Here is a 19,711-nt window from a genome sequence, read left to right on the forward strand (position 1 = left end):
CGAACACTTCTCTGCCATAAGCTAAAAGCCCTCGCGGTACGATCTGATTCCAGGACCATTGTTGTTTTGTAATTTATACGGCATTCACACTGGCAAAGAGAACTGGAATTTTCTCAAGCGGGAGATTCTAGTTGCTTTTCGGGATTAACGAGCAACCAGCAAAGAGCCGATACAACGGCCAGAGCCGCCGAAACGCCGAAGGAACTTGTCCACCCAAATCTCTGCGCAATCCATGGAGTCAAAGAAGCGGTCACAGCTCCACCTAATTGACCGCCCATATTAACGATGCTCGAAAAAACGCCGGAGCTGTTTCCGGCAATATCGACGGAAACGGACCAGAACGAACTCTGTGAAAGATACAGAGCACCAGCTCCGGCGGCAAGAATGACAGCGGCATGTTGTGGACTATGCGCGTGTGCTCCAAGCATCAGGAAAATCGCGGTTAAGAACAAAGCGGCCGCCGCCAGACCACAGCGTCCGACTTTCAAACCGAAAAATTTTGTAAGACGATCACTTAACACTCCGCCGACGAGGCAACAGATCGTCATAGATAAGAAGGGGAGCATGGAATAGCGGGCACTGGCCTTGAGATCAAATCCGCGCACCTGTGCCATATATAAAAAGAACCAGCTAAAGAAAATCCAGGCAATATACCCGAAGCTGAAGTAGCCGAGCATCAGAGCGGGCAAATCTCTCCGATGAAAGATAGCCCGCCAGGAAATGACGTTGGAGGCTTTCTTGGAATTCTCTTTCTGCCTCGATAGCAAAGCGTGCTCTGGCGCAAGACCATCGGAAATCTCCTGCTTCTCTCGTTCGGATACTGCTGGATGTTCTTCAGGAGTATCACGTGAGATCCACCACCAGATCGAACCAGCCAGGATGCCAACAATTGCGCTGAACCAAAATGCCATTCGCCAGCCATGTTGACCGATAAGCCAGTTCAGGAAAGGAGGAGTCAAACCGCTTCCCGCTCCAACTCCTGCAAAAATGAGCCCATTCACAAAGCCCCTCTCCTGTCGAGGGATCCAGCGCGCCACAAATTGATTAGCGGCAGGATAGATGACGGCTTCACCGGCTCCTAAAGCAAAGCGTACTCCGATGAGGGAAACCAGTATTATAGAACCGGTTGGAGGCAGAATTGTAATCAACGCCGTGGTTAGGCCCCACCACAAGACGCCAAGAGAGAGGAGAAGGCGAGGTCCCCATTTAGCGGCAAGCCATCCGGCTGGGACCTGAAAGCCCGCGTATCCAATCAGAAACGCAGAAAATATCCATCCAAGTTGCTGATTCGTCAGAGCAAATTCTTTGCTGATCTGAAGACCGGCAATAGACAAATTGGTCCGATCCAGAAAAGCAATCCCGCTTAACAGAAAGAGCCAAATTGCCAACAAAAACCGAACTCTCGCCCACCGATCCAGGATCATTTCGAATTCTTTCTTCTATAGGCGCAAATCATTTTCCTGGCCGCCGAAACAACAACCAGAGATTCGACCTTGTTATTGTTCCTTTACAGCCTGATGCTTCGTGGAGGCAGTCTCATCCCAGGGCTCTGCGGAGAGACCATTCAGGTCATAAACGACTTTCCCATCCTTAATTGTCATCTCACAGATCAGCTTCTCGGTCCCCATCAGTTTTGTATTTTGCATGTCCACAAAACCGAACTTTCCATGTTCCACGCTTAAGACAGCGATGTCGGCGGGGGTTCCTTCCGATAGATTCCCTAACTGCTCCTGTTTGATCTCGCGTGCCGGATTCCACGTCATCTCACTCAGGACTTGGGGAATCGTTTGCCCCATGGCGAGGAACTTGTCCGCAACATTCAATATGTCCTTCATTCCGGCATTCATGCTTGTGATATGAAGATCCGTCGAAATAGAGTCTGGGTAAAAGCCACTTTTCATCATAGGAACAGCGACTGACCAGGCAAACGACCCACCGCCATGACCCACATCAAAATAGATCCCGCGCTCTCGACCAAGAAGCATTCCGCGACTCGCTTTTTTTGTGGTGGGATCCTGCTCTCCTCTCCACCCGGAGTATGCATGCGTATAAATGTCACCCGGACGCAATTTGGCCGTCAGAAGATCGTAGAGTGGTCTTTCTGCGCGACCTGTACCGTAATCGATCATCACGGGAATATTGGCTAATGTTCCAGCCTTGACCGCTTGCTCGAAGGGGGTCCATTCCGCGCCTTCGTAGTGAGCGACCTTGATTCCCACAATGATTCCCGGATATTGACGAGCTACTTTGGCTGTACTCTCCCCATCCATATCCGCCAGGTTTTGCTCATATTTGGGCCCCCGCATGCCAGAACCCACTATATTCAAGTCAGCCAAAACGCGCGTTCTGGAGCGGTCGATGATTCGCTGCTTAAAATCGGCAAAATTCCGCCAGCCGGAGCCTCCCGCATCGACAACCGTTGTCACACCCGTCCGAAAAGTAAAACCATCGGGATAGACGCTATTATCACCTGCATAAGAGTTTGCTTCTCCCGTACCGGCATAGACATGTGCGTGAATATCGATTAGACCTGGAGAAACCCAAAATCCTCTTACATTGATCGTCTTGCTGGCTTCACGTGCCTCAAGATTAGGAGCGACTTTTGCAATCATCCCATTCTTGATAGCAATATCCATCACACCATCGATATGGTTCCTAGCGTCGTAGACGTGGCCACCCTTGAGTAACAAATCGTAATGCTGTGCTTGAAGGATTCCTGTCTGTAACAGTATTCCGCCCATTACCACCGCTATCCTCCAAACAAGGGCAACCTTCCCCATCCCAACTCCTCCTAAAGAGAAAACCTACCGTTCTGGTATAAACCACCATTGAATTTTTCATAGGAGTTGAAAGCTGTCATGAGACACATGTCCGGGAGGAATCTAGGCTCTATAGCCTAAGTGCAAACATGTCAGGCTAAACCATGTCTTGCATTCTAGTATGCCGCATATTTCCCATGGATAGGCTTCATAACCTTGGGGCAGGTCATCAATTTCGTATTGAACCATCCCCCAAGGGGACATCGTTGATCATCAGAATAACCAATCAATAAGACCAGATGCTGTTCAACGTTCTCGGGCAGCAGGTTCGGATAAACAATACATTCTATATCGCGGGGCAAGATGCACGACAGTCGGAGTCCTTTTCAGAATCGTTGGATCGCTCCCGATCACGCTTACGTTTTGCCCAAACGTCTCTTTAAAAACCAATAATATCGTCGCCAGCAATTGATGCAACGAATCGGATACAGCCCGAATAGCCTCAGAAGTTGATCAAATGGCTGGAACCCGTCCTCCTCAAAGAGAACGGAGCGACAGAGAGGGCAATCTCGACGCAGCCACATCAGTCGTGGGAAACTGCGATGCAAATACATATCTACATAAGCCATTCAACTAGTTCCTTTCCATCTGGAGGCAATTGCATTAAGGGTGATTTATCTCTTTTGCAGTCAAATCCGGGTCAAGCCAAGAGAGAAGAGCATGCTGTTCCGCTCGTTGGCCACATAGAAATACGACATCGTGGATGTCTCTTCCTCGCTCATAAGAAGCTCCATGCCGACATCCAGGAATGACGACTGTTTCTATGGATCAAGGCTCTTGACCAGAGCCGGAATATAAGTTCGGCAGATTCCCACTTGTATCGCGAAACTTATCTTCCGAGTATCCTCCGGTAGATAGTTGACTCGCTGGCTTGGATGGAGCCACGTTGGTGAACCGTGAAGCTGTCTATCTCCGCGAAAGAACGGTTTCTCCATGGACAGTGTGCGTCTCGAAGCTGGCTCCGGCAATGATGTCTTTTGCTTTATCCACCATATCCGGTGCACCATGCACAATTACCAAAAATTTGTCTGTCTTCAAAGCGGTTTCGTATTTGATGACGCTATCCTTTGGAATTCCGATGCTAACCAATCCTGCTCCAAGCGCGCTGAGTCCTCCAACCACGACGGCTCCTTCGAGAACGGCTACGATCCAAGACACTAGAGGACCCGCTAGAACAACTGCCCCGATGCCCGGTATCGCAAATAGCGCAGAGTCGAATAGCAGTCCCCATAGTCCTCCCCAGAAAGCTCCCATCTTTCCCCAATACTTCATTCGGTCACCTGCGGTGTAATAACCGATAACTTGTTCGTCCGCATGCGTATCTTTTGCGGCAATCGAAAGACTCTTCATATCGATACCGGCATCTTGAAATTTCTTGATTGCCGCCTCTGCTTGCTCATGTGTGTCGTATACAGCTACAACTGAATCAACTTTGGACATAGTTATCTCCAATATCTCTGCAACAGAGGTTAATGCTGCAAAAGTGGCTGTTCATTGATAGGAGGGAGCTTCGCTGCTTATATTGGAACAGGTGGCGCTGTAGCCGGGAATCGCCGCGCAATCAGGCACATCTTCCTGCTCATCATCGACATCCGGTACCTGCCAATATTTGCAGATGACACATAGTTCAAATCCGGCCGAGGATTAGAAGAACAATAACGATTATGAGCACCAGTCCTAAGCCACCAGTTGGATAGTAACCCCAGTTTCTGCTATGCGACCATCTAGGTAGTGCGCCGAAGAATGCTAAGAGTAAAAAAATAATCAATACAGTTCCAAGCATGTCTCACTCCTTACTTCCCCGTATTTTGATAGGGATATTCACCAGATGTGACTCTACATTACATTGAGATGCGAATCGCAATTCCAACACCGGGATATCTACGGTTAAACATGTAATAGCCGTTGTCTCTATAGTCGATATAGACGTCGTCGTTGTCGTACCAGCCATCCTCCCAGTACTCAGGCCATGGATCAACAGGAATCAACCAATAACCACCGTATCGGAAACGCGGGTATCCACCAACATTCCGAAAAGGGAGACCATAGATTCGGAAGCCATGTTCAGGTCCGAAGTATCCACGGAACTGTTCGTCGGGAACGCGGAAGCCGTGATAGCCACCACGTTGATTCCAATCGCGGTGGTCAGATTGCCAATTTTGTGCACGATGTTGCTGCCAGGCATTCTGCTGAATTCTCTGTTGCTCTTGCATGCGTGGGCGCTGTTCGTTGCGTTGCTGCTGTTCGGCACGCTGTTGTTGTCTATTCTGGTCTTGGCGCTGCATCTGCCGTTGCTGCTGGTTTCGATCTGACTGTTGTTGAACGCGATCTCGTTGTTGGTCCTGATCTTGCCGCTGTTGTTGCTGCACGCGCTGCTGTTGCTTGTTCTGATCCTGATGCTGTTGCGGCTGAGCCTGTTGTGGCTGTTGTTGCGCACGATCTCCGTGCTGGTTCTGATCTTGCCGCTGCTGTTGCTGCACGCGCTGCTGTTGCCTATTCTGATCCTGATGCTGTTGCGGCTGAGCCTGTTGTGGCTGTTGTTGCGCACGATCTCCGTGCTGATTCTGATCTTGCCGCTGCTGCTGCTGCTGCACTTTCTGTGGTTGCTGGGCAGGCTGCTGCTGGGGTCTGGCCTGCTCCTGCTTGTTCTCTTGTTGCCTGGGATGATCTTGTTTTTCGTGCTGCGGTTCCTGCCCGGCATAAGAGGAAGCAGAAATCCCGAAAAGCAGAGATAGAAAACCCGTACCAATAATTCCGATCTTCTTCATAAGTGCTACCTCTATTACTGCTCATTGCCAATACTTATCACTCAACTCTTTCGAAAAGTGGTACAACTCCGAATTCAGGAGACGCGGCTTATCTTGACAAATAAACCGCGCCATCCTCATTACTTCCCGACATTACCTATAAGAAGTCCCTTCTACTGCAAACTTCCTATCGTCGCATTGCCCGGGTTCCCTATAGATTCACCCGATACGAGAAGTTCTACTCTCCGGTTCTGCTGCCGACCTGAGGAGCTATCGTTGGAAGCTGTCGGCAAAGTATTGCCAAAACCTTTTGAGCTTACGGAGTTCGTCGATACCCCGGCTTGTACCAAGTAATTACGCACCGCTCCTGCGCGGTTTTCGGATAGTTTTTGGTTCATTTCATCGCCGCCGACATTATCCGTGTAACCACCGACTTCAATGTTGAGCCCAGGATAGGCGATCAGGATGCCAGCTACTTTCGCCAGTTTCTCCCGTGCCTCTGATTTCAGCGAGTACTTTCCGGTATCAAACAATACATCGGACATGCTGACGATGAGCCCGCGAGCACTGTCACGAGTCTGAAGGATCTTGTTTAGTTGTTCGGACAACTTTGCACGCATAGCAACCTTGTCATTTTCTGCCTGCTGTGCGGCCATACGAGAACGGTCTGCATCGGTTTGTGCCGAGGCGATTGCGGCTGTCGAAGCTGCTTGATTTGCGGCCATCTCGGATTGAGCTTGCTCTTTCTGCCGCGTTGCGTCAGCAGCTTGTTCCTGCGACTTTGCCTGCGCGTCTGCCGAAGCCTGAAGCTTGTCTGCTACATTCGCCTCGTCCATTTTCTTTACGGCAATGGCGCGTGCATCTTCAGCGGTCTGTACGACTTCTCGCGAAGCAGCGATCAGCTCTTTTTTCTGGAGATGCTTTGCCGTAGCATACCCATCTGCATTATTCATTAACTGAACGGCGTGTTGATAGCTGTCCTGTGCATACTCTTCTGCTCCTTCGGATTTTGCGATGCGAAGTGCATTTCGAGCCTCGAAGAACTCCAATGGCAAATTGGCATTCAGGATGACTGGATCGAACTTATAGCCGGTGGGAATATAGCCTCCACGTTCCATAAGCTCGTATTTCGCATTCACTGCTTCGGTAGTCCCCTTAGTGTCGGAACGAACGACGTTTTCGAGCACGATTACATTACTAGGCTGCCGAACGGCATAGTAAGGTTCCGCTGTAACCATCAAAGCAAATGCCTGAAGGTCCGTAGACACATCCAGTTTGCTGCGCCGGTTGCCCCCTACCAGCACTTCTCCCAGATTCACGGCCCGGCCCTCGGGAGAGATTGCCCACAGGATGTAAGTGAGATACTCATTGCCAAAAGTTGTAGGTTTTTGCAGGTTGCCAAATTCCACCTCAATCTCTATGGATCCGCGCTTACTTTCCACTTTGGCCTGACCGTTCGCTGAAGGCATCAAGCTTGTACCCGCAAAATCCAGTTTCGTAGCTCCACTGCGATGCTGATAATTAACTGCCTGGATCGTACGGCTGATTACATTGGCACGAAATACTGGAGCTGAATTTATAGGTTCAAAAGCTAGAACTGCTTGGGAGTTGGTCTGAGCAAACGCGCTCAAACTGATGGTCATTCCGAGTGCAAATAAAAACTTGTTTTTCAAAATATCTCCTTGAGGTCAGTCGCGCCATTGCGACTTGTAGACAGATCTTGCGGAGGACAACGAAGCACTCGAGACCAGGCATTCTTCTCGAGTGCCATTGCACATTGGCATTTCAGCCAGACAGGCAACTTACTTCTTTGCAGTCTCTGCTGTAGCCTGTGCCTTTGCTCCTCTCACTGCAGCCAGGAACGTTTTAGCTACGGCGGGTGCCGCCACTTTACCCTGCAGCACGGAACTGGTTGTGACATAACGCCCGTAGATGGTCTTCATGGAGTCATCGTCTCGACGAACAGAAGCCCCATTCAGCGTAAGGCCGGCGAAAGCCCCCTTGGTACGCGAGTAGGTAAGGATCTCTGTTTCCAGCTTCCAGTTGGTTTCCGCTGACGCATGACGTCCTACCGGTCCAGCCGCTGCGGAGGCATCCGCGCCGAGTTGGAATTTGCTCGCCAGTAACTTCTGCATGCCCTTTTCATTCTGAATAATCATGACCAGATCTACGCCCTCGACCCCGATCTGAAATCCAAAACTTCCTCCGGCAATCACAAAGAATGCTGGGGCACTCCAGCCCTTCGCCGTTCGGCAGCTAGCTACTCCTCGGCCACTTTGTGCTCCAACGATGAAGCCACCCTTGACCATGTTTGGCACTACTGCTATGCACCTTGCGTGTTCCAGCACCTCTTCGGGGATGCCATTGTCCGGAGCGGCCATGATCTCTCGTAGCACTTGGCCTGCGTTATTTAGCCGTTCTGTCGATGATTGAAGATTCGACTCTGCCCAAGCTAGGCTAGCCAGACTGAGTAATGCTACTGACACAATAAGCTTCTTCATGTCCCCACACCTTTTTCTCTCTAGCCCTACACCGCGCCTCTTCGTTCGCGCATATTTGTAATGTGCAAGGTATCTCTAAGATAGGAGGAAAGGATGGAACCGTCTGAGCAATAGTGCTCAGGGCCTTCGCCATGACTCTACAGGCCTTAGCTGCAAGATGTGTTTATTCACGCATCTGCAGTTTTGAGCGATCAGGCCAAGCTAGGGCTCAAAATCACGAGGTACTCAGGAAAGCGTTATAATTCGCATACTCGGCAAGGGCTCGCGCATACATTTCCGAGTGGGAGATTCCCATGGATGTTAAACCCACCGTTGTCGCAGTAAAGAAAGAACAAAAGAGCCCGGAAGACCAGCGCCCTCTTTTGTTTCCAGAAGCACCCGGCGAAAAGATACTGGGTCCGAGGGAGATTGGCGCAACACCGGAACGGACCGCCGCGTTCGATTCTCACCTCTTCCTGGCTAAACTCACAACTGGAAAAACCAGTTGCGAATACCAAGCAAAACAAGTCGTCTTTTCACAAGGAGATGCCGCGGATGCTGTCTTCTATATTCAAAGCGGCAAAGTAAAACTGACAGTTGTATCGAAAAACGGCAAAGAAGCTGTCGTTGCCATCCTGCCGGAAGCTAGCTTTTTCGGAGAAGGATGTCTGGCAGGTCAGCCGATTCGCATGGCTACCGCCGGCACCATTCAACCGAGCACTATCATTCGGGTGAATAAGACTACGATGTTAGAGCTGCTCCATCGCGATCCAGAGTTTGCTGAACGCTTTCTCGCCTACCTACTTTCCCGAAACATTCGCATGGAAGCAGACTTAGTGGATCACCTCTTCAACTCCAGCGAAAAACGCCTGGCTCGGCTTCTCCTGCTGATGGCCAACTTTGGACAGGAGTCAAAGCCGCTACCGGTTATCGCAAAGATTAGCCAGGAAACTCTCGCCGAAATGATTGGTACTACCCGCTCTCGAGTTAGTTATTTTCTCAATAGATTTAGGGAGTTAGGGTTTATCGAATACAATGGCGGAGACATGCACATCCACAGCTCGCTCGTCAGCGTCGTGTTGCATGACTAGAGCGGCTTTTCTATAGAGGTATTCCGAATCAGGGGAACCCGACGAGGTTTTCCGTTAAGCTTGGCGCTGGTAAGCACTCACCTCTGAAGAGTGAAATGGGCTTTGTTTCTTGTTAGCCGGGGGCTCCGGTGCATCTGTCGGGTGTGTCGGGGTAGAAGAAATCCCGCACGACACTTCGCTCAGTCAGGCTACAGCAATAGGAAATCTGATCCCTTTTGTCGTTACTTCTCTGCATGAAGGGCTTTACTGCCCAAAGCCGCTGGAGACGGCGGTAAGCTGCTGACGCCATTCGCCTCCGTAATCTCGTAATCTTTGTAATCGATGGTCAGTTCTGCGCGGCCCCCAAAGCGAATAGAGGTAACGCTGCGATTGAATGCGGGAAGCCAAAAATCGCTCACCTTTCGATATTGCTGAACGATCTCTGCTTTTCCAGTCCAGAAGGAAGGGTTCTTCGCAGGCTCCGCCTCCAACCGCACTACCGCAAAATCTTCTGCATTGACCCAGATCTTGCCGCGATAAAGGAACCTATCCTTCGTTCGAGGCTCCACTTTAAGTATGTAAGCCGCACCCCAGATCTCGTTTTCACACCCGAGGAGTGTGAAGCGGTAATTCTCTTCAGTAAGAGAGGAACGATGCTGGTTTTCCGGGATAAGTGCTTCCTTTTCTGCTTCCAACAGCTTCTTGAATACTTTTTCGATGATCAGTTTCGAACCTGTCATCGATTGAATGACAAATTCCTTTGTCTCCGGTGACAGGTACTTCATATTGACAACCATTTCCGCACTGCGGGCGCCGGGGAAACCATGATATTCCACTCGATAGACTCTGGTCCCCTGATATGCGAATAGTGCTTGTGAACGATGCAGATTCATCTGGACAAGACTGTGAACCACGTCCTCTGCGGAGAGTGGCGGATGATTAGCAACAGAGGAATCTATTCGCTGGGCACTGACGGGCTGCCATAAAATCATCAGCAACAGAATGACAAATTTAGAAAGGAAGCGGAGGAGTGCGTTTCTGATCGGCAGTGCTGTTTGAGGTTTCTTTTCGCGTAATTTCATGGAGAGCCTTCAGACGGTGCGATTTCCGATATCAACAGGTTGACGTCTAGAGCACTTCCCGCAATGCTATGAATTGTCTAGCAACGATGAGTAGCAATTTTCTTTTCACCTCAGCACACCGACCTCAGGCACGCTGAGAAACTCGGCTCCTCACGGCAAGCTAATGCCGGATTTGTGGGTCCCCAGAAAGCTTGTGTAACACTCCGTGGCTTCGATCTAAACGGTTGCGAGAACTGCTCTAACTCGAAGTTTCTATAGAGCAAGTATTGTACTTGTGGATTTTAAGCGCTGATCATAATTGACCATTGGGGGACGTAAATATCTCGCCGCCAAGAGTTATGGAGGGCATAAATCCTCCGAAACATATTTACAGCAAACTGAGCAATTTTGCTCAGTCACGGATTTTCGAAACTGGCATTCTTTACTCTCTGAGTTTTATCGCGAATATGCCCGAACAAGGAACGTCCCATGGACACGACCGCTAGACACCGAATCCTCGTGGTAGATGATGAACCAGGTGTGCGTGAAAGCATAGCGATGTTACTGGTTGCAGACGGATATGAGGTCAGGACTGCACAACACGGCTTTGATGCGCTCTTGCAACTCAGAGATCCGCCCTTCCCCGACGTTATTGTCTCCGATCTCTCGATGCCCCAGATGTCCGGATTCGAGTTCCTCTCTGTCGTACGACGCCGCTTTCCTGAGATCCCAGTCTTGGCAACGAGCGGTGCTTATGATTCCGGCAACGGTGTTCCCGAGGGCGTCATCGCCGATGCTTTTTATGCCAAAGGAGCAAATCATCCGGGAGAACTCTCCCGCATTGTCGGTGAATTGATTCAAACCGCTGCGGAACGAGCGGCAAATCATAGGAGGGAGTCAGCACCGGTCTGGATACCCAGAAATGGAAAAGACTCCAATGGAGTACCCTTCATCGTGTTGACGTGTACGGAATGCCTGCGGTCTTTTCCCTTGAGCGTGCAGCATAGCGACACAGCGGAAATAAAGGAGACGCCATGCCTATTCTGCACAACTTCGGTGAGGTACATCATTGATTTCTCCCTTACTGTTTCCTCTCCAAAACACGAGATAACAGTAGAAGCAAGCCGTAAACAAGCGAACGATCAAGCTCTGACAAATAGAGACGAATGCATTTCACCGGTACGACCCAAAACATTTGAAAAACGCCCTCCCTCCGTATTTAGGTAAGCACTAATAAGAAACATCAAAATCGGTCGTCTGCTCCGGTGCAGGACTAACACCCTACAAGAGCTAATTCGTCTTTGAGATTCTGGCTATCTTCAGGACTTCTTACAATTACCAGCTAGAACCATGCAGAGCCTCCAGACTTTCTCCCAGTAGGGAGAAATCGGAAATAGCCCAGGACGGAGCGCAGCGTAAGCGAGCGGAATCCTGGGTAACGTCGCATAAGAAAGATACCCGTCCCGGAGGGCCGGGCCGAAGACCAGCTTTGCAGCTATGAAACGAGTACCGAGTGACGCACACCTATTTGTCTTCGCTATTTCATTGTGTCTTTTCGACGCAAACAGTTTTAAGGCCATCTGACGGAATTTCAAAACAGACTATGGGCTTATAGGGGAGACTTTGTGCGAGAACCATAGCATAGACTACGATCCCGACTCAGGCGGGAACGGATCTTCGTCCCGGCCCTACGGGACGGGCCTTCTTTTCCTATCGACCGACCCAGGATTCCGCTTCGCTTCATCCTGGGCTATTCTCGTATGCTCCCTAACGGGAGAGAAAACAAAACTAAGAAAACGCGAGACTCCGCCCTCTATCCGTAACTCCTCGAGGTGCAAACGTGATTGGCGCAACCTTCACCTTTGCCATCCTTCGAACAAAGCGCCATGGTCAATCATCGAAATCCGGGCTCCCGTTTCATCTATTGCGGCTCGGCTGCTCCGGTGCAGCCCTGACACAAAGCCTGAGCAATGGCTGCAACGATCAAAAATGCTTCTATATATTTGCTGTCCTTAATTTGGCACCTCTGCGAAGAATGTACGAACTTCAGGTAGTGTGGCTTTCCCCTAAAGGAAAGCCACACTGCGTTACCTTTGCGATCACACAGTATTTCGGAACGGCCTAGCCCCGCGACAACAACATACGATTGCCTCTACTTTGAGAGAATCGAGCTACACGGAATTCCCTATATTGGCCATTTCCATTCTCGAATCTGCTGACGGTCTATCCCATTTTCATGCGCATGATATACGCACTCAATGATTTGCTCCTTTAGCCATTCCTTCGTATGAGCAGCGACGGGTTGTAGTGTGGGCACTCGGTCGATCACATCGATCGCAAGATTGAATCGATCCACCTGATTTAAGATCGCCAACTCCAGAGGTGTATTGATATTGCCCTTCTCTTTGTATCCGCGTACGTGGAAGTTAGCATGGTTTGTTCTTCGGTACGTCAACTTATGAATCAGCGAAGCGTAAGCATGAAAATTGAAGATCACCGGCTTCGTTCTAGTAAATAGGCCGTCGAACTCTCGATCCGATAGTCCATGTGGATGTTCGCTTTCCGGCATCAGCCGAAACAGATCAACCACGTTGACAAAACGAATCTTCAAAGCAGGACATCTTTCCCTCAGAATGGCAACGGCTGCTAAAGACTCCGCAGTGGGAATATCGCCAGCACAAGCCATCACGACATCAGGCTCTAACCCCGCGTCACTGCTGGCCCAATCCCATATCCCAATGCCTTTCGCGCAATGTTTCACGGCTGCATCCATATCTAAATACTGCAGGTGTAGTGCCTTGTCCGCGACGATTACATTCACATAGTCCGTACTGCGTAAGCAATGATCCGCAACACTCAACAGGCAATTCGCATCCGGAGGAAGATAGATGCGCGTCACTTCTGGACTCTTATTGGTAACTACGTCCAGAAATCCTGGATCCTGATGCGTGAATCCATTATGATCCTGCCTCCATACCAATGACGTGATCAACAAATTAATCGAAGAAACTGGAGCCCGCCATCGTAATTCCAGCTTGCTCTTTTCAAGCCATTTCGCATGCTGATTGAACATTGAGTCAATGATGTGGACAAACGCTTCGTAAGTGGAAAAGAACCCGTGTCTCCCTGTCAGGACATACCCTTCGAGCCACCCCTCTAAAGTATGCTCACTCAGCATCTCCATGACTCGCCCTTCAGTGGATAGATTTCCGCCGTCCGCATCCTCCGGCTTCATCTCTGCCATCCAGGTCTTTCCACTCGCTTCATAAATTACTTGTAGCTTGTTTGAAGCAGTCTCATCTGGTCCAAACACCCGGAAAATCTTCATATTCTTCCGCATCACGTCACGTAGAAAATGCGCGAGAATATCGGTTGATGAGACTTCAAGCTGGCCGGGATGTTTTACCTTCACGGTATACTCCCGAAAATCCGGGAGATCTAGAGGCTTTCTCAGTGTCCCGCCATTTGCGTGCGAATTGCCGCTAATGCGCTTACTCCCACTGGGAGCCATCTCTTTTAGTTCGGGGATCAGAGTACCTTCCTCATCGAATAACTCCTCAGGCCGATAACTTCTCATCCATGTTTCTACCTGCTTCAGATGTTCCGGGTTGCTGACAGGATCCAAGATGGGCACCTGATGTGCACGCCAGGAACCTTCCATTTTGTGACCATCCAGCTCTTGAGGTCCGGTCCACCCCTTCGGAGTACGCAGGATTATCATAGGCCACCGTGGCCGCTCCGGAGGCACGCCTACCGCTGCATTCCTCGCCTTCTTTTGGATCTCGCGAATCTCCAACACACACTGCTCCAGCACATGCGCCATTTTCATGTGCATCTTCGCCGGATCGCTACCCTCCACGAAATAGGGTGTCCAGCCATAGCCAAGAAAGAGGTTCTCCAACTCCTCCGGTGAGATCCTCGCCAGGATAGTAGGATTAGCGATTTTGTAACCGTTCAGATGCAGCACTGGCAGGACCGCGCCATCACAGACAGGATTCAAGAACTTATTCGAGTGCCATGACGTCGCTAGGGGGCCAGTTTCCGCCTCGCCGTCTCCTACGACCACGGTCACAATCAGATTCGGATTGTCGAATGCCGCTCCAAATCCGTGCGAGAGACTGTACCCCAGCTCGCCACCTTCATGAATTGAGCCTGGTGTCTCTGGAGTACAGTGACTTCCGATACCACCAGGAAAGGAAAATTGTTGGAAAAATTTCTGCATGCCGCATGCATCTTCGCTTATCTCTGGGTAGATCTCGGAGTAGACACCTTCAAGATAACTGTTCGCCAGTGTTGCAGGTGCCCCATGACCTGGACCGGCAAGATAGATCAGGTCGAGGTTATATTTCTTGATCAACCGATTCAGATGCACCCACGTGAATGTCTGTCCAGGATCGGAACCCCAATGTCCCAGCAGCCTATTTTTAATGTGCTCTGCCTTCAGAGGCTCACGTAACAATGGATTATTCCGCAGGTACAACATGCCGACACAAAGATAATTGCAAGCGCGCCAGTAAGCGTCCATCTTTCGGAGTTCATCGGCGGATAAAGACTCACCGTCAAATGTCAAAGAATTCAACGGTGGAGGATAAGAAACAATGCTATTCATGAACTCAACCTCGTACAAGAAAGTGAAACGGAATGGTTATTAATCTCCGAATTGCCACTTTTTCATATTGATATATGTTTCCGAAGCTTCTTAATCGCCTGCCCCTGCGTGGCGTACAGAGCTACAGAGAAATTGAATTCGAGCGTTTACTTCTCCACGTTTCTGCGTTGAAAATGAATGCTGGCAGGCGTTACTTCAAGGAAACGGAGACTGATCGACGCAGGTTTTCTTGCAAGTCAATATCCCATCTTTTATCCAATCAAACTGGAGAACCCGCCCTAACTGCCGGTACAGCTTGCTTCTCCTTTGGAAGGATAGTTTTTTGATGGACCGACATCGGCAGAAGGCAGGGTTCGTCGGACGGTGCGAGAACTGAGCTCCGCTGAATCTGGTACGGATAGATCTTGACGCCAGCCAGAACAAACCAGGGAAACTTCTTTAACTCAACAAATTCCACTTCTGCAGCATTGAAAGACTTATTTATGTGACGGAGAGCGATATGGAGCGCACTGACAACAGCTTTCTCTGATGTTGTCCCCACGCCATGTTTTAGCAACCCTTCCCCAATCCAAATAAAGTGCCATCCGCATTTTCGGATTTTCTGGTCCAGCCAATGTACATCTCCTGACTTCACAAAGCTCCAACCCTCTTCAAACTTTTCCGTCTTAAGTTTGAGGCCATCGGGTAGTTCGACGTCCCCGCGCAGGAGCACGGCAAATTTAGCTATATCTGGCATCACACTCACTCTTCCTTTTTGCTTTTACTAATTGAGATCGGATATGTTATGCGAGAGGGGCGTTCTCATGCCTAACTTTTGCTGACAAAGCTGCAGGGACGCCGTATCCGACGGTTGGGTAATCGCATAATCAATCATGCAACAGCAATAGACGCAGCACGTTTCAGAAATAAAGCAGGTGGTTTCACCGAAAACATGGGGGAATACCCCTAGACATTCCGGGCACGTAACCATAATGTACGCATCTCCGGAGGCATCTCTTCCAGTCCTGGGGACCCAAACAGGCGCCAACTTATTTGGATTTTGGAGGAGCAGCTCTTCACACTTCAGGTGAATAATGTTGTCAACAATCAGCAACAAAGAAGCTAGATTTGCCCCTTTTTCATAGAATGCGTCAGCAGCAACCTCTGGCTGTGGACCATTGACTGAAAACTCTCCGCTCATCGCAATTACTTGGATTGAGGGAAATCGGCAACGGACCACGGAAAGCAATTCGAAACCTGACATCCCTGGCATATTGAGGTCGGAGAGAATGATGTCGGGAATCTTGGTCTGTATCTCAACCAGAGCAGAGAACCCATCTTCGGCCAGACGGATGTCATGACCAAATTCCGAAAGGATGTCCGACAGTGATGTTCGGATTGTTTCGTCATCATCTACGATAAGCAGTTCTGCTTTTCCAGTGGACATCATATGCTTTTACTCGAATTCAAGAGGCCCTAAAAGAAGATTGTCTCGTAGCTGGAAATCCGGATCTGTGCAATTCTGCTCATATCTTCAACTGTGACGAAGACAATTGGATTGCGGAGCATCGGCAAAATGGTGCGCACGGCACGCAAAAGCTACGTTGAGCACTTTGTATCGGCAGTCTTTGAGAAGTCGTCGTGTCAATTGTCTCAGTGGCGCAGTATCTTCAACCCGAAGGATTGTCTTTACCCCTCCGCATAGCACCAGTTCTCTCTCCTATTGAATGACGGCTGGCATTTCTTCGAAGCGAGGGAAATAGATCTTGAATGTTGTTCCATGACCTCTTTCGCTATCGACGCCTATAAAACCATCGCTCTGCTTGACTATGCCGCAAACAGTGGCTAGGCCCAGCCCAGTACCTTTGCCAGCCTCTTTTGTACTAAAGAAAGGTTCAAAGATGTGGGTTTGGGTTTCCTTGTCCATTCCGATACCTGTATCGCTCACCGCCAGCATCACGTAGGAACCAGGCTTTATAGAAGGGTACTGCCGAGCGCAAGCTTCATCTATCTCTACGTTTTCGGTTTCGATAGTGATTTTCCCACCCTGAATCATTGCATCTCGGGCATTGACAACTAAATTCATTAGCACCTGTTCGATCTGATTCGGATCAGCCTTGACAGTGCCCAGATCGTGGCTTAACCCACTTACCAGTTCGATGCTACTGCCGATCAGTCGACCCAACATCGGAATAACATGACTCACGGTCGCATTCAAATCCAGGAATACCGGTTGTTGCAATACTTTCCGCCGACTGAACGAGAGAAGGTGCCGTGTGAGGTCCTTAGCAGACTTGCCCGCATTGTGAATTTCTTCGACCATTTTGCGGACTGGTTCGGTTAATTCCAAATGATCTTCCAAAATCTCGCAGTAGCCGAGAATGACACTCAGAAGGTTATTAAAGTCATGAGCTATTCCCGCGGCCAGTTGGCCCACTACCTCCATTTTCTGAGCTTGTCCAAGGAGTTCTTCTGCTCGCTCCGAATATTTACGCTGTGTTATATCACGAATATTACACTGGATGACCTTCTTATTCTTTACCCCGTAGACGTTGCTTACAAACTCCACATTAATTGAGTGTCCGTTTTTGGTTTTGAGCGGCAAATCGTCATAACGAACATATTTATTCGTCTGCAATTCCTGAAAGGCAATCTTGGAGGCCTCAATATCCCTGAACAGGCCAATATCCCAGAGAGCTTTTCCAAGAAACTCCGCTCGAGAATAGTCTAGTAGCTTCACTAAGAAGGGATTAACATCCGTTATCATCCCTGTCTTCGCATCGAGAATCAGAATCCCATCCTGAGCTGTCTCAAAAAGACGCCTATACTTGGCCTCAGAATCTCTTAACGCCGCTCCAGAGGGCTTATGCTTCGTGGTGTTGTCAGCATGGCCTTTGCCTACCCGTGATCCGGAATTTCCTTTCGGCAATGCGGAGAACAGGGCTTTAGTCTCTGGAGATTTGGCGGCTCTAGGTAAAGATGCTGGCTGTTTCTCTTTTACGATCCGGGGTCCGTCGGACCGTTTTTTCTTATCGTGCCGGTCCACAAGCGCAGCCATTGCCTCAGACGATTCCGGATGTTTCAATGCCCCATTGGTTCCATCATCTGACACTGAATTTCTCCCTGTTAGAACACTCTTCGTTTCGCTCCATCCCGTGAATGAAACAGACATCATTCCGTAGTCCCAAGTTCCTAAGACATCCTCAAATTCGGAAGGAAGCTAATATACATTTCGCGTCAGACTGGAAAGGTTGAATGTCAAGAATGATTGCCGGAGCGGAAACAGCTGCCAGCAAAGAAATCAGTTATTTGTAAGCACGGTATTAAATTGTGAGCTATTCTCTCTGATTCCTCTCTCACAATCTCCCGCCAGAGTAATTTAAGCCGTAATGCACTGCTGTATAAAATTGCACATCATGTCAACATACATAACTGAAGCACTCAAGCGCTATAAACATCTCTTGAGGTGCCTTGAGCCGTGCGCCCGATGTAGAAGATAGTGCGTTCAGCAGAAGATCCCTATCGCCGTAACTATTGCTACTTGAGCGATGTGCAACCTCGGTATTCCTCGATCGAATGAGCTAGGAAATCACAATCTTCTCTTGATTGGACGAAGACGAGCGATATATGACGCACACAAGCGATGCTGTAAGAGGGTTTGAAGAGGTATCTTCTGCCGCAAATACGTTGGAATCAAAGGATTCTTTCGAATCCTTGAGCAGTCTCCCAATTTCCAGTTTCTGTAACAATCTCCACTATGGTTTTGAAATCGAGGACGCGGGAACCTGAACCGACTGATCTGAGGCTGTTTTAGGTGAAACCCCCTCCTCCGCTTGCTTGCTGGGTGGTGTTTTAGTCCCTACAGGATAGATTAAAATCTCGATTGCTCCCCAACCGATGTCTGAATTTATATCCTCCTGCTTACCCCGTCCAAGGGTCTTAAGCTGGCTATCATCGAATCCGAAGTTTTCGACAAGATATCCACGCACAACCATCGCCCGAGCTTCCGTCAGCACCAAAGCCTTCTGAGTATCTCCCGTTACTCCAGCGGATGCTACAACCACCGCAATTCCAAATTGATTGCCCGCCAGGAATTCGCCGCTGTCCTTCAGTAATTTCTGATTCTTGAGTTTGGCTGTATCGCGCTGATCGAAAAGCTGCTTCGCCGAATAGGTAAAAGTCTTTACCGGTGTGCCTTGCGGGAGGCGTTCGACAGCATTCTCCGCTAGCTCATTGGAATCTGCATAACCACGCTTGTTAAAGTATCCTCGCAAGAAGAAGTTATGTTTCAAGGCTTCCATGTTCTCTTGAAAGCTGGTGACTCCGGCTTGAGCTTGGAGCATCGTACTACGCATGGCGCTCGTAGTCTGCTCTAGGTTGCTGTAAAGCTGCCTATCGTTAACCAGCGCACCTGCGGTACCCTGCCCGCTATCGATCTTGGAGGTTATCGACTGTAAATTTGCCGCCGCCACAGAGGTATTCTCGATTGCTTCCTGGCTGCTATCCAAAATGCCGCTAGACTTTTTGAGAAGGCTCGACATTTCGAATGGCGGCTGTCCAGCGATAATGTCGCCATCACGCACGTCCGCTTTTCCAACAGATCCAAATGAGATAGCCAGATACTGGTTGCCCAACAACCCCTCTGTTTCAATAGAAGCTACAGAATCTTGCTTGACGATCTCGTGCGTGGATTTATCAAGATCCATGACCACAGTGATCTTTTCTCCTGGCCGATGCGGTAACAAGACTGTGCGAACAGTTCCGCTATGAACTCCACCCAACCGCACATCCGCTCCCGCATTCAAACCGGCTACATTGTCGAAACGAGTCTGCAACTGATAGGTGGAGCTAAAAAGATATTGTTTACTGCCTATGATGAAAATCCCAACCACCAGAATCAACAGTGTTGCAACAACGAAAAGGCCTAACCGCATCGATCTCGACAT

At 49.4% G+C, this 19,711-nt stretch carries 16 protein-coding genes; 3 read left to right on the forward strand and 13 right to left on the reverse strand.

The features are described 5' to 3' along the window. Window positions 1-113: 113 nt before the first annotated feature. The 5 genes from AC6I7T_RS11680 to AC6I7T_RS11700 form a co-directional block, all read right to left on the reverse strand. The gene (locus AC6I7T_RS11680) at window positions 114-1,424 is read right to left on the reverse strand and encodes an MFS transporter (RefSeq protein ID WP_497793588.1); all 1,311 of its coding nucleotides are present in this window, start codon (window positions 1,422-1,424) and stop codon (window positions 114-116) included. Window positions 1,425-1,496: 72 nt separating this feature from the next. Next, the gene (locus AC6I7T_RS11685) at window positions 1,497-2,780 is read right to left on the reverse strand and encodes an amidohydrolase/deacetylase family metallohydrolase (protein WP_497793590.1); all 1,284 of its coding nucleotides are present in this window, start codon (window positions 2,778-2,780) and stop codon (window positions 1,497-1,499) included. Between the two features lie 945 nt (window positions 2,781-3,725). Next, window positions 3,726-4,259 (reverse strand): general stress protein, encoded by a 534-nt coding sequence (locus AC6I7T_RS11690; RefSeq protein WP_497793591.1) that lies wholly within the window; start codon window positions 4,257-4,259, stop codon window positions 3,726-3,728. Between the two features lie 187 nt (window positions 4,260-4,446). Then, window positions 4,447-4,602 (reverse strand): DUF3309 family protein, encoded by a 156-nt coding sequence (locus AC6I7T_RS11695; protein WP_497793593.1) that lies wholly within the window; start codon window positions 4,600-4,602, stop codon window positions 4,447-4,449. 58 nt (window positions 4,603-4,660) lie between these two features. Then, the gene (locus AC6I7T_RS11700) at window positions 4,661-5,104 is read right to left on the reverse strand and encodes a hypothetical protein (RefSeq protein ID WP_497793594.1); all 444 of its coding nucleotides are present in this window, start codon (window positions 5,102-5,104) and stop codon (window positions 4,661-4,663) included. 33 nt (window positions 5,105-5,137) lie between these two features. Between AC6I7T_RS11700 and AC6I7T_RS11705 the strand changes: the two genes are divergently transcribed. After that, window positions 5,138-5,554, forward strand: a complete 417-nt coding sequence (locus AC6I7T_RS11705; protein WP_497793596.1) for a hypothetical protein — start codon at window positions 5,138-5,140, stop codon at window positions 5,552-5,554. 185 nt (window positions 5,555-5,739) lie between these two features. Here AC6I7T_RS11705 and AC6I7T_RS11710 read toward each other — a convergent pair whose 3' ends face one another. Then, window positions 5,740-7,239: an OmpA family protein gene (locus AC6I7T_RS11710; protein ID WP_497793598.1), complete on the reverse strand. Its 1,500-nt coding sequence runs from the start codon at window positions 7,237-7,239 to the stop codon at window positions 5,740-5,742. A gap of 129 nt (window positions 7,240-7,368) precedes the next feature. After that, window positions 7,369-8,067 carry a lipid-binding SYLF domain-containing protein gene (locus AC6I7T_RS11715; protein ID WP_497793600.1) on the reverse strand — a complete coding sequence of 233 codons (699 nt, stop codon included), beginning with the start codon at window positions 8,065-8,067 and terminating at the stop codon, window positions 7,369-7,371. Window positions 8,068-8,360: 293 nt separating this feature from the next. Between AC6I7T_RS11715 and AC6I7T_RS11720 the strand changes: the two genes are divergently transcribed. Then, window positions 8,361-9,137, forward strand: a complete 777-nt coding sequence (locus tag AC6I7T_RS11720; protein ID WP_497793602.1) for a Crp/Fnr family transcriptional regulator — start codon at window positions 8,361-8,363, stop codon at window positions 9,135-9,137. 221 nt (window positions 9,138-9,358) lie between these two features. On the opposite strand, the gene AC6I7T_RS11725 is transcribed toward AC6I7T_RS11720, so the two are convergent. Next, window positions 9,359-10,198, reverse strand: coding sequence for a hypothetical protein (locus AC6I7T_RS11725; RefSeq protein WP_497793603.1), 840 nt, complete (start codon window positions 10,196-10,198; stop codon window positions 9,359-9,361). Between the two features lie 468 nt (window positions 10,199-10,666). Here AC6I7T_RS11725 and AC6I7T_RS11730 point away from each other — a divergent pair, with 468 nt between their 5' ends. Further along, window positions 10,667-11,404, forward strand: a complete 738-nt coding sequence (locus tag AC6I7T_RS11730) for a response regulator (protein WP_497793605.1) — start codon at window positions 10,667-10,669, stop codon at window positions 11,402-11,404. Window positions 11,405-12,362: 958 nt separating this feature from the next. Here AC6I7T_RS11730 and AC6I7T_RS11735 read toward each other — a convergent pair. From AC6I7T_RS11735 to AC6I7T_RS11755, 5 genes are all read right to left on the reverse strand, one after another. After that, window positions 12,363-14,786, reverse strand: a complete 2,424-nt coding sequence (locus AC6I7T_RS11735; protein ID WP_497793607.1) for a phosphoketolase family protein — start codon at window positions 14,784-14,786, stop codon at window positions 12,363-12,365. A 259-nt stretch (window positions 14,787-15,045) separates the two neighbouring features. Continuing rightward, the gene (locus AC6I7T_RS11740) at window positions 15,046-15,525 is read right to left on the reverse strand and encodes a hypothetical protein (RefSeq protein WP_497793609.1); all 480 of its coding nucleotides are present in this window, start codon (window positions 15,523-15,525) and stop codon (window positions 15,046-15,048) included. A 24-nt stretch (window positions 15,526-15,549) separates the two neighbouring features. After that, on the reverse strand, window positions 15,550-16,215 hold the full coding sequence (locus AC6I7T_RS11745) for a response regulator (protein WP_497793610.1): 666 nt from the start codon (window positions 16,213-16,215) through the stop codon (window positions 15,550-15,552). Between the two features lie 270 nt (window positions 16,216-16,485). Further along, complete coding sequence (locus AC6I7T_RS11750) at window positions 16,486-17,877, reverse strand: two-component system sensor histidine kinase NtrB (protein WP_497793612.1); 1,392 nt, start codon at window positions 17,875-17,877, stop codon at window positions 16,486-16,488. A 643-nt stretch (window positions 17,878-18,520) separates the two neighbouring features. After that, a complete protein-coding gene (locus tag AC6I7T_RS11755; RefSeq protein WP_497793614.1) occupies window positions 18,521-19,711 on the reverse strand; it encodes an MlaD family protein in 1,191 nt (396 codons plus the stop codon).

Source organism: Humiphilus diazotrophicus (assembly GCF_059726315.1).

Bases quoted from the DNA above. Each gene is read 5' to 3' on its own strand.
- AC6I7T_RS11745 (WP_497793610.1), bottom strand. From the start codon at position 16,215: ATGATGTCCACTGGAAAAGCAGAACTGCTTATCGTAGATGATGACGAA.
- AC6I7T_RS11690 (WP_497793591.1), bottom strand. From the start codon at position 4,259: ATGTCCAAAGTTGATTCAGTTGTAGCTGTATACGACACACATGAGCAA.
- AC6I7T_RS11695 (WP_497793593.1), bottom strand. From the start codon at position 4,602: ATGCTTGGAACTGTATTGATTATTTTTTTACTCTTAGCATTCTTCGGC.
- AC6I7T_RS11735 (WP_497793607.1), bottom strand. From the start codon at position 14,786: ATGAATAGCATTGTTTCTTATCCTCCACCGTTGAATTCTTTGACATTT.
- AC6I7T_RS11715 (WP_497793600.1), bottom strand. From the start codon at position 8,067: ATGAAGAAGCTTATTGTGTCAGTAGCATTACTCAGTCTGGCTAGCCTA.
- AC6I7T_RS11700 (WP_497793594.1), bottom strand. From the start codon at position 5,104: ATGCAGCGCCAAGACCAGAATAGACAACAACAGCGTGCCGAACAGCAG.
- AC6I7T_RS11755 (WP_497793614.1), bottom strand. From the start codon at position 19,711: ATGTCGAGATCGATGCGGTTAGGCCTTTTCGTTGTTGCAACACTGTTG.
- AC6I7T_RS11720 (WP_497793602.1), top strand. From the start codon at position 8,361: ATGGATGTTAAACCCACCGTTGTCGCAGTAAAGAAAGAACAAAAGAGC.
- AC6I7T_RS11685 (WP_497793590.1), bottom strand. From the start codon at position 2,780: ATGGGGAAGGTTGCCCTTGTTTGGAGGATAGCGGTGGTAATGGGCGGA.
- AC6I7T_RS11730 (WP_497793605.1), top strand. From the start codon at position 10,667: ATGGACACGACCGCTAGACACCGAATCCTCGTGGTAGATGATGAACCA.
- AC6I7T_RS11680 (WP_497793588.1), bottom strand. From the start codon at position 1,424: ATGATCCTGGATCGGTGGGCGAGAGTTCGGTTTTTGTTGGCAATTTGG.
- AC6I7T_RS11725 (WP_497793603.1), bottom strand. From the start codon at position 10,198: ATGAAATTACGCGAAAAGAAACCTCAAACAGCACTGCCGATCAGAAAC.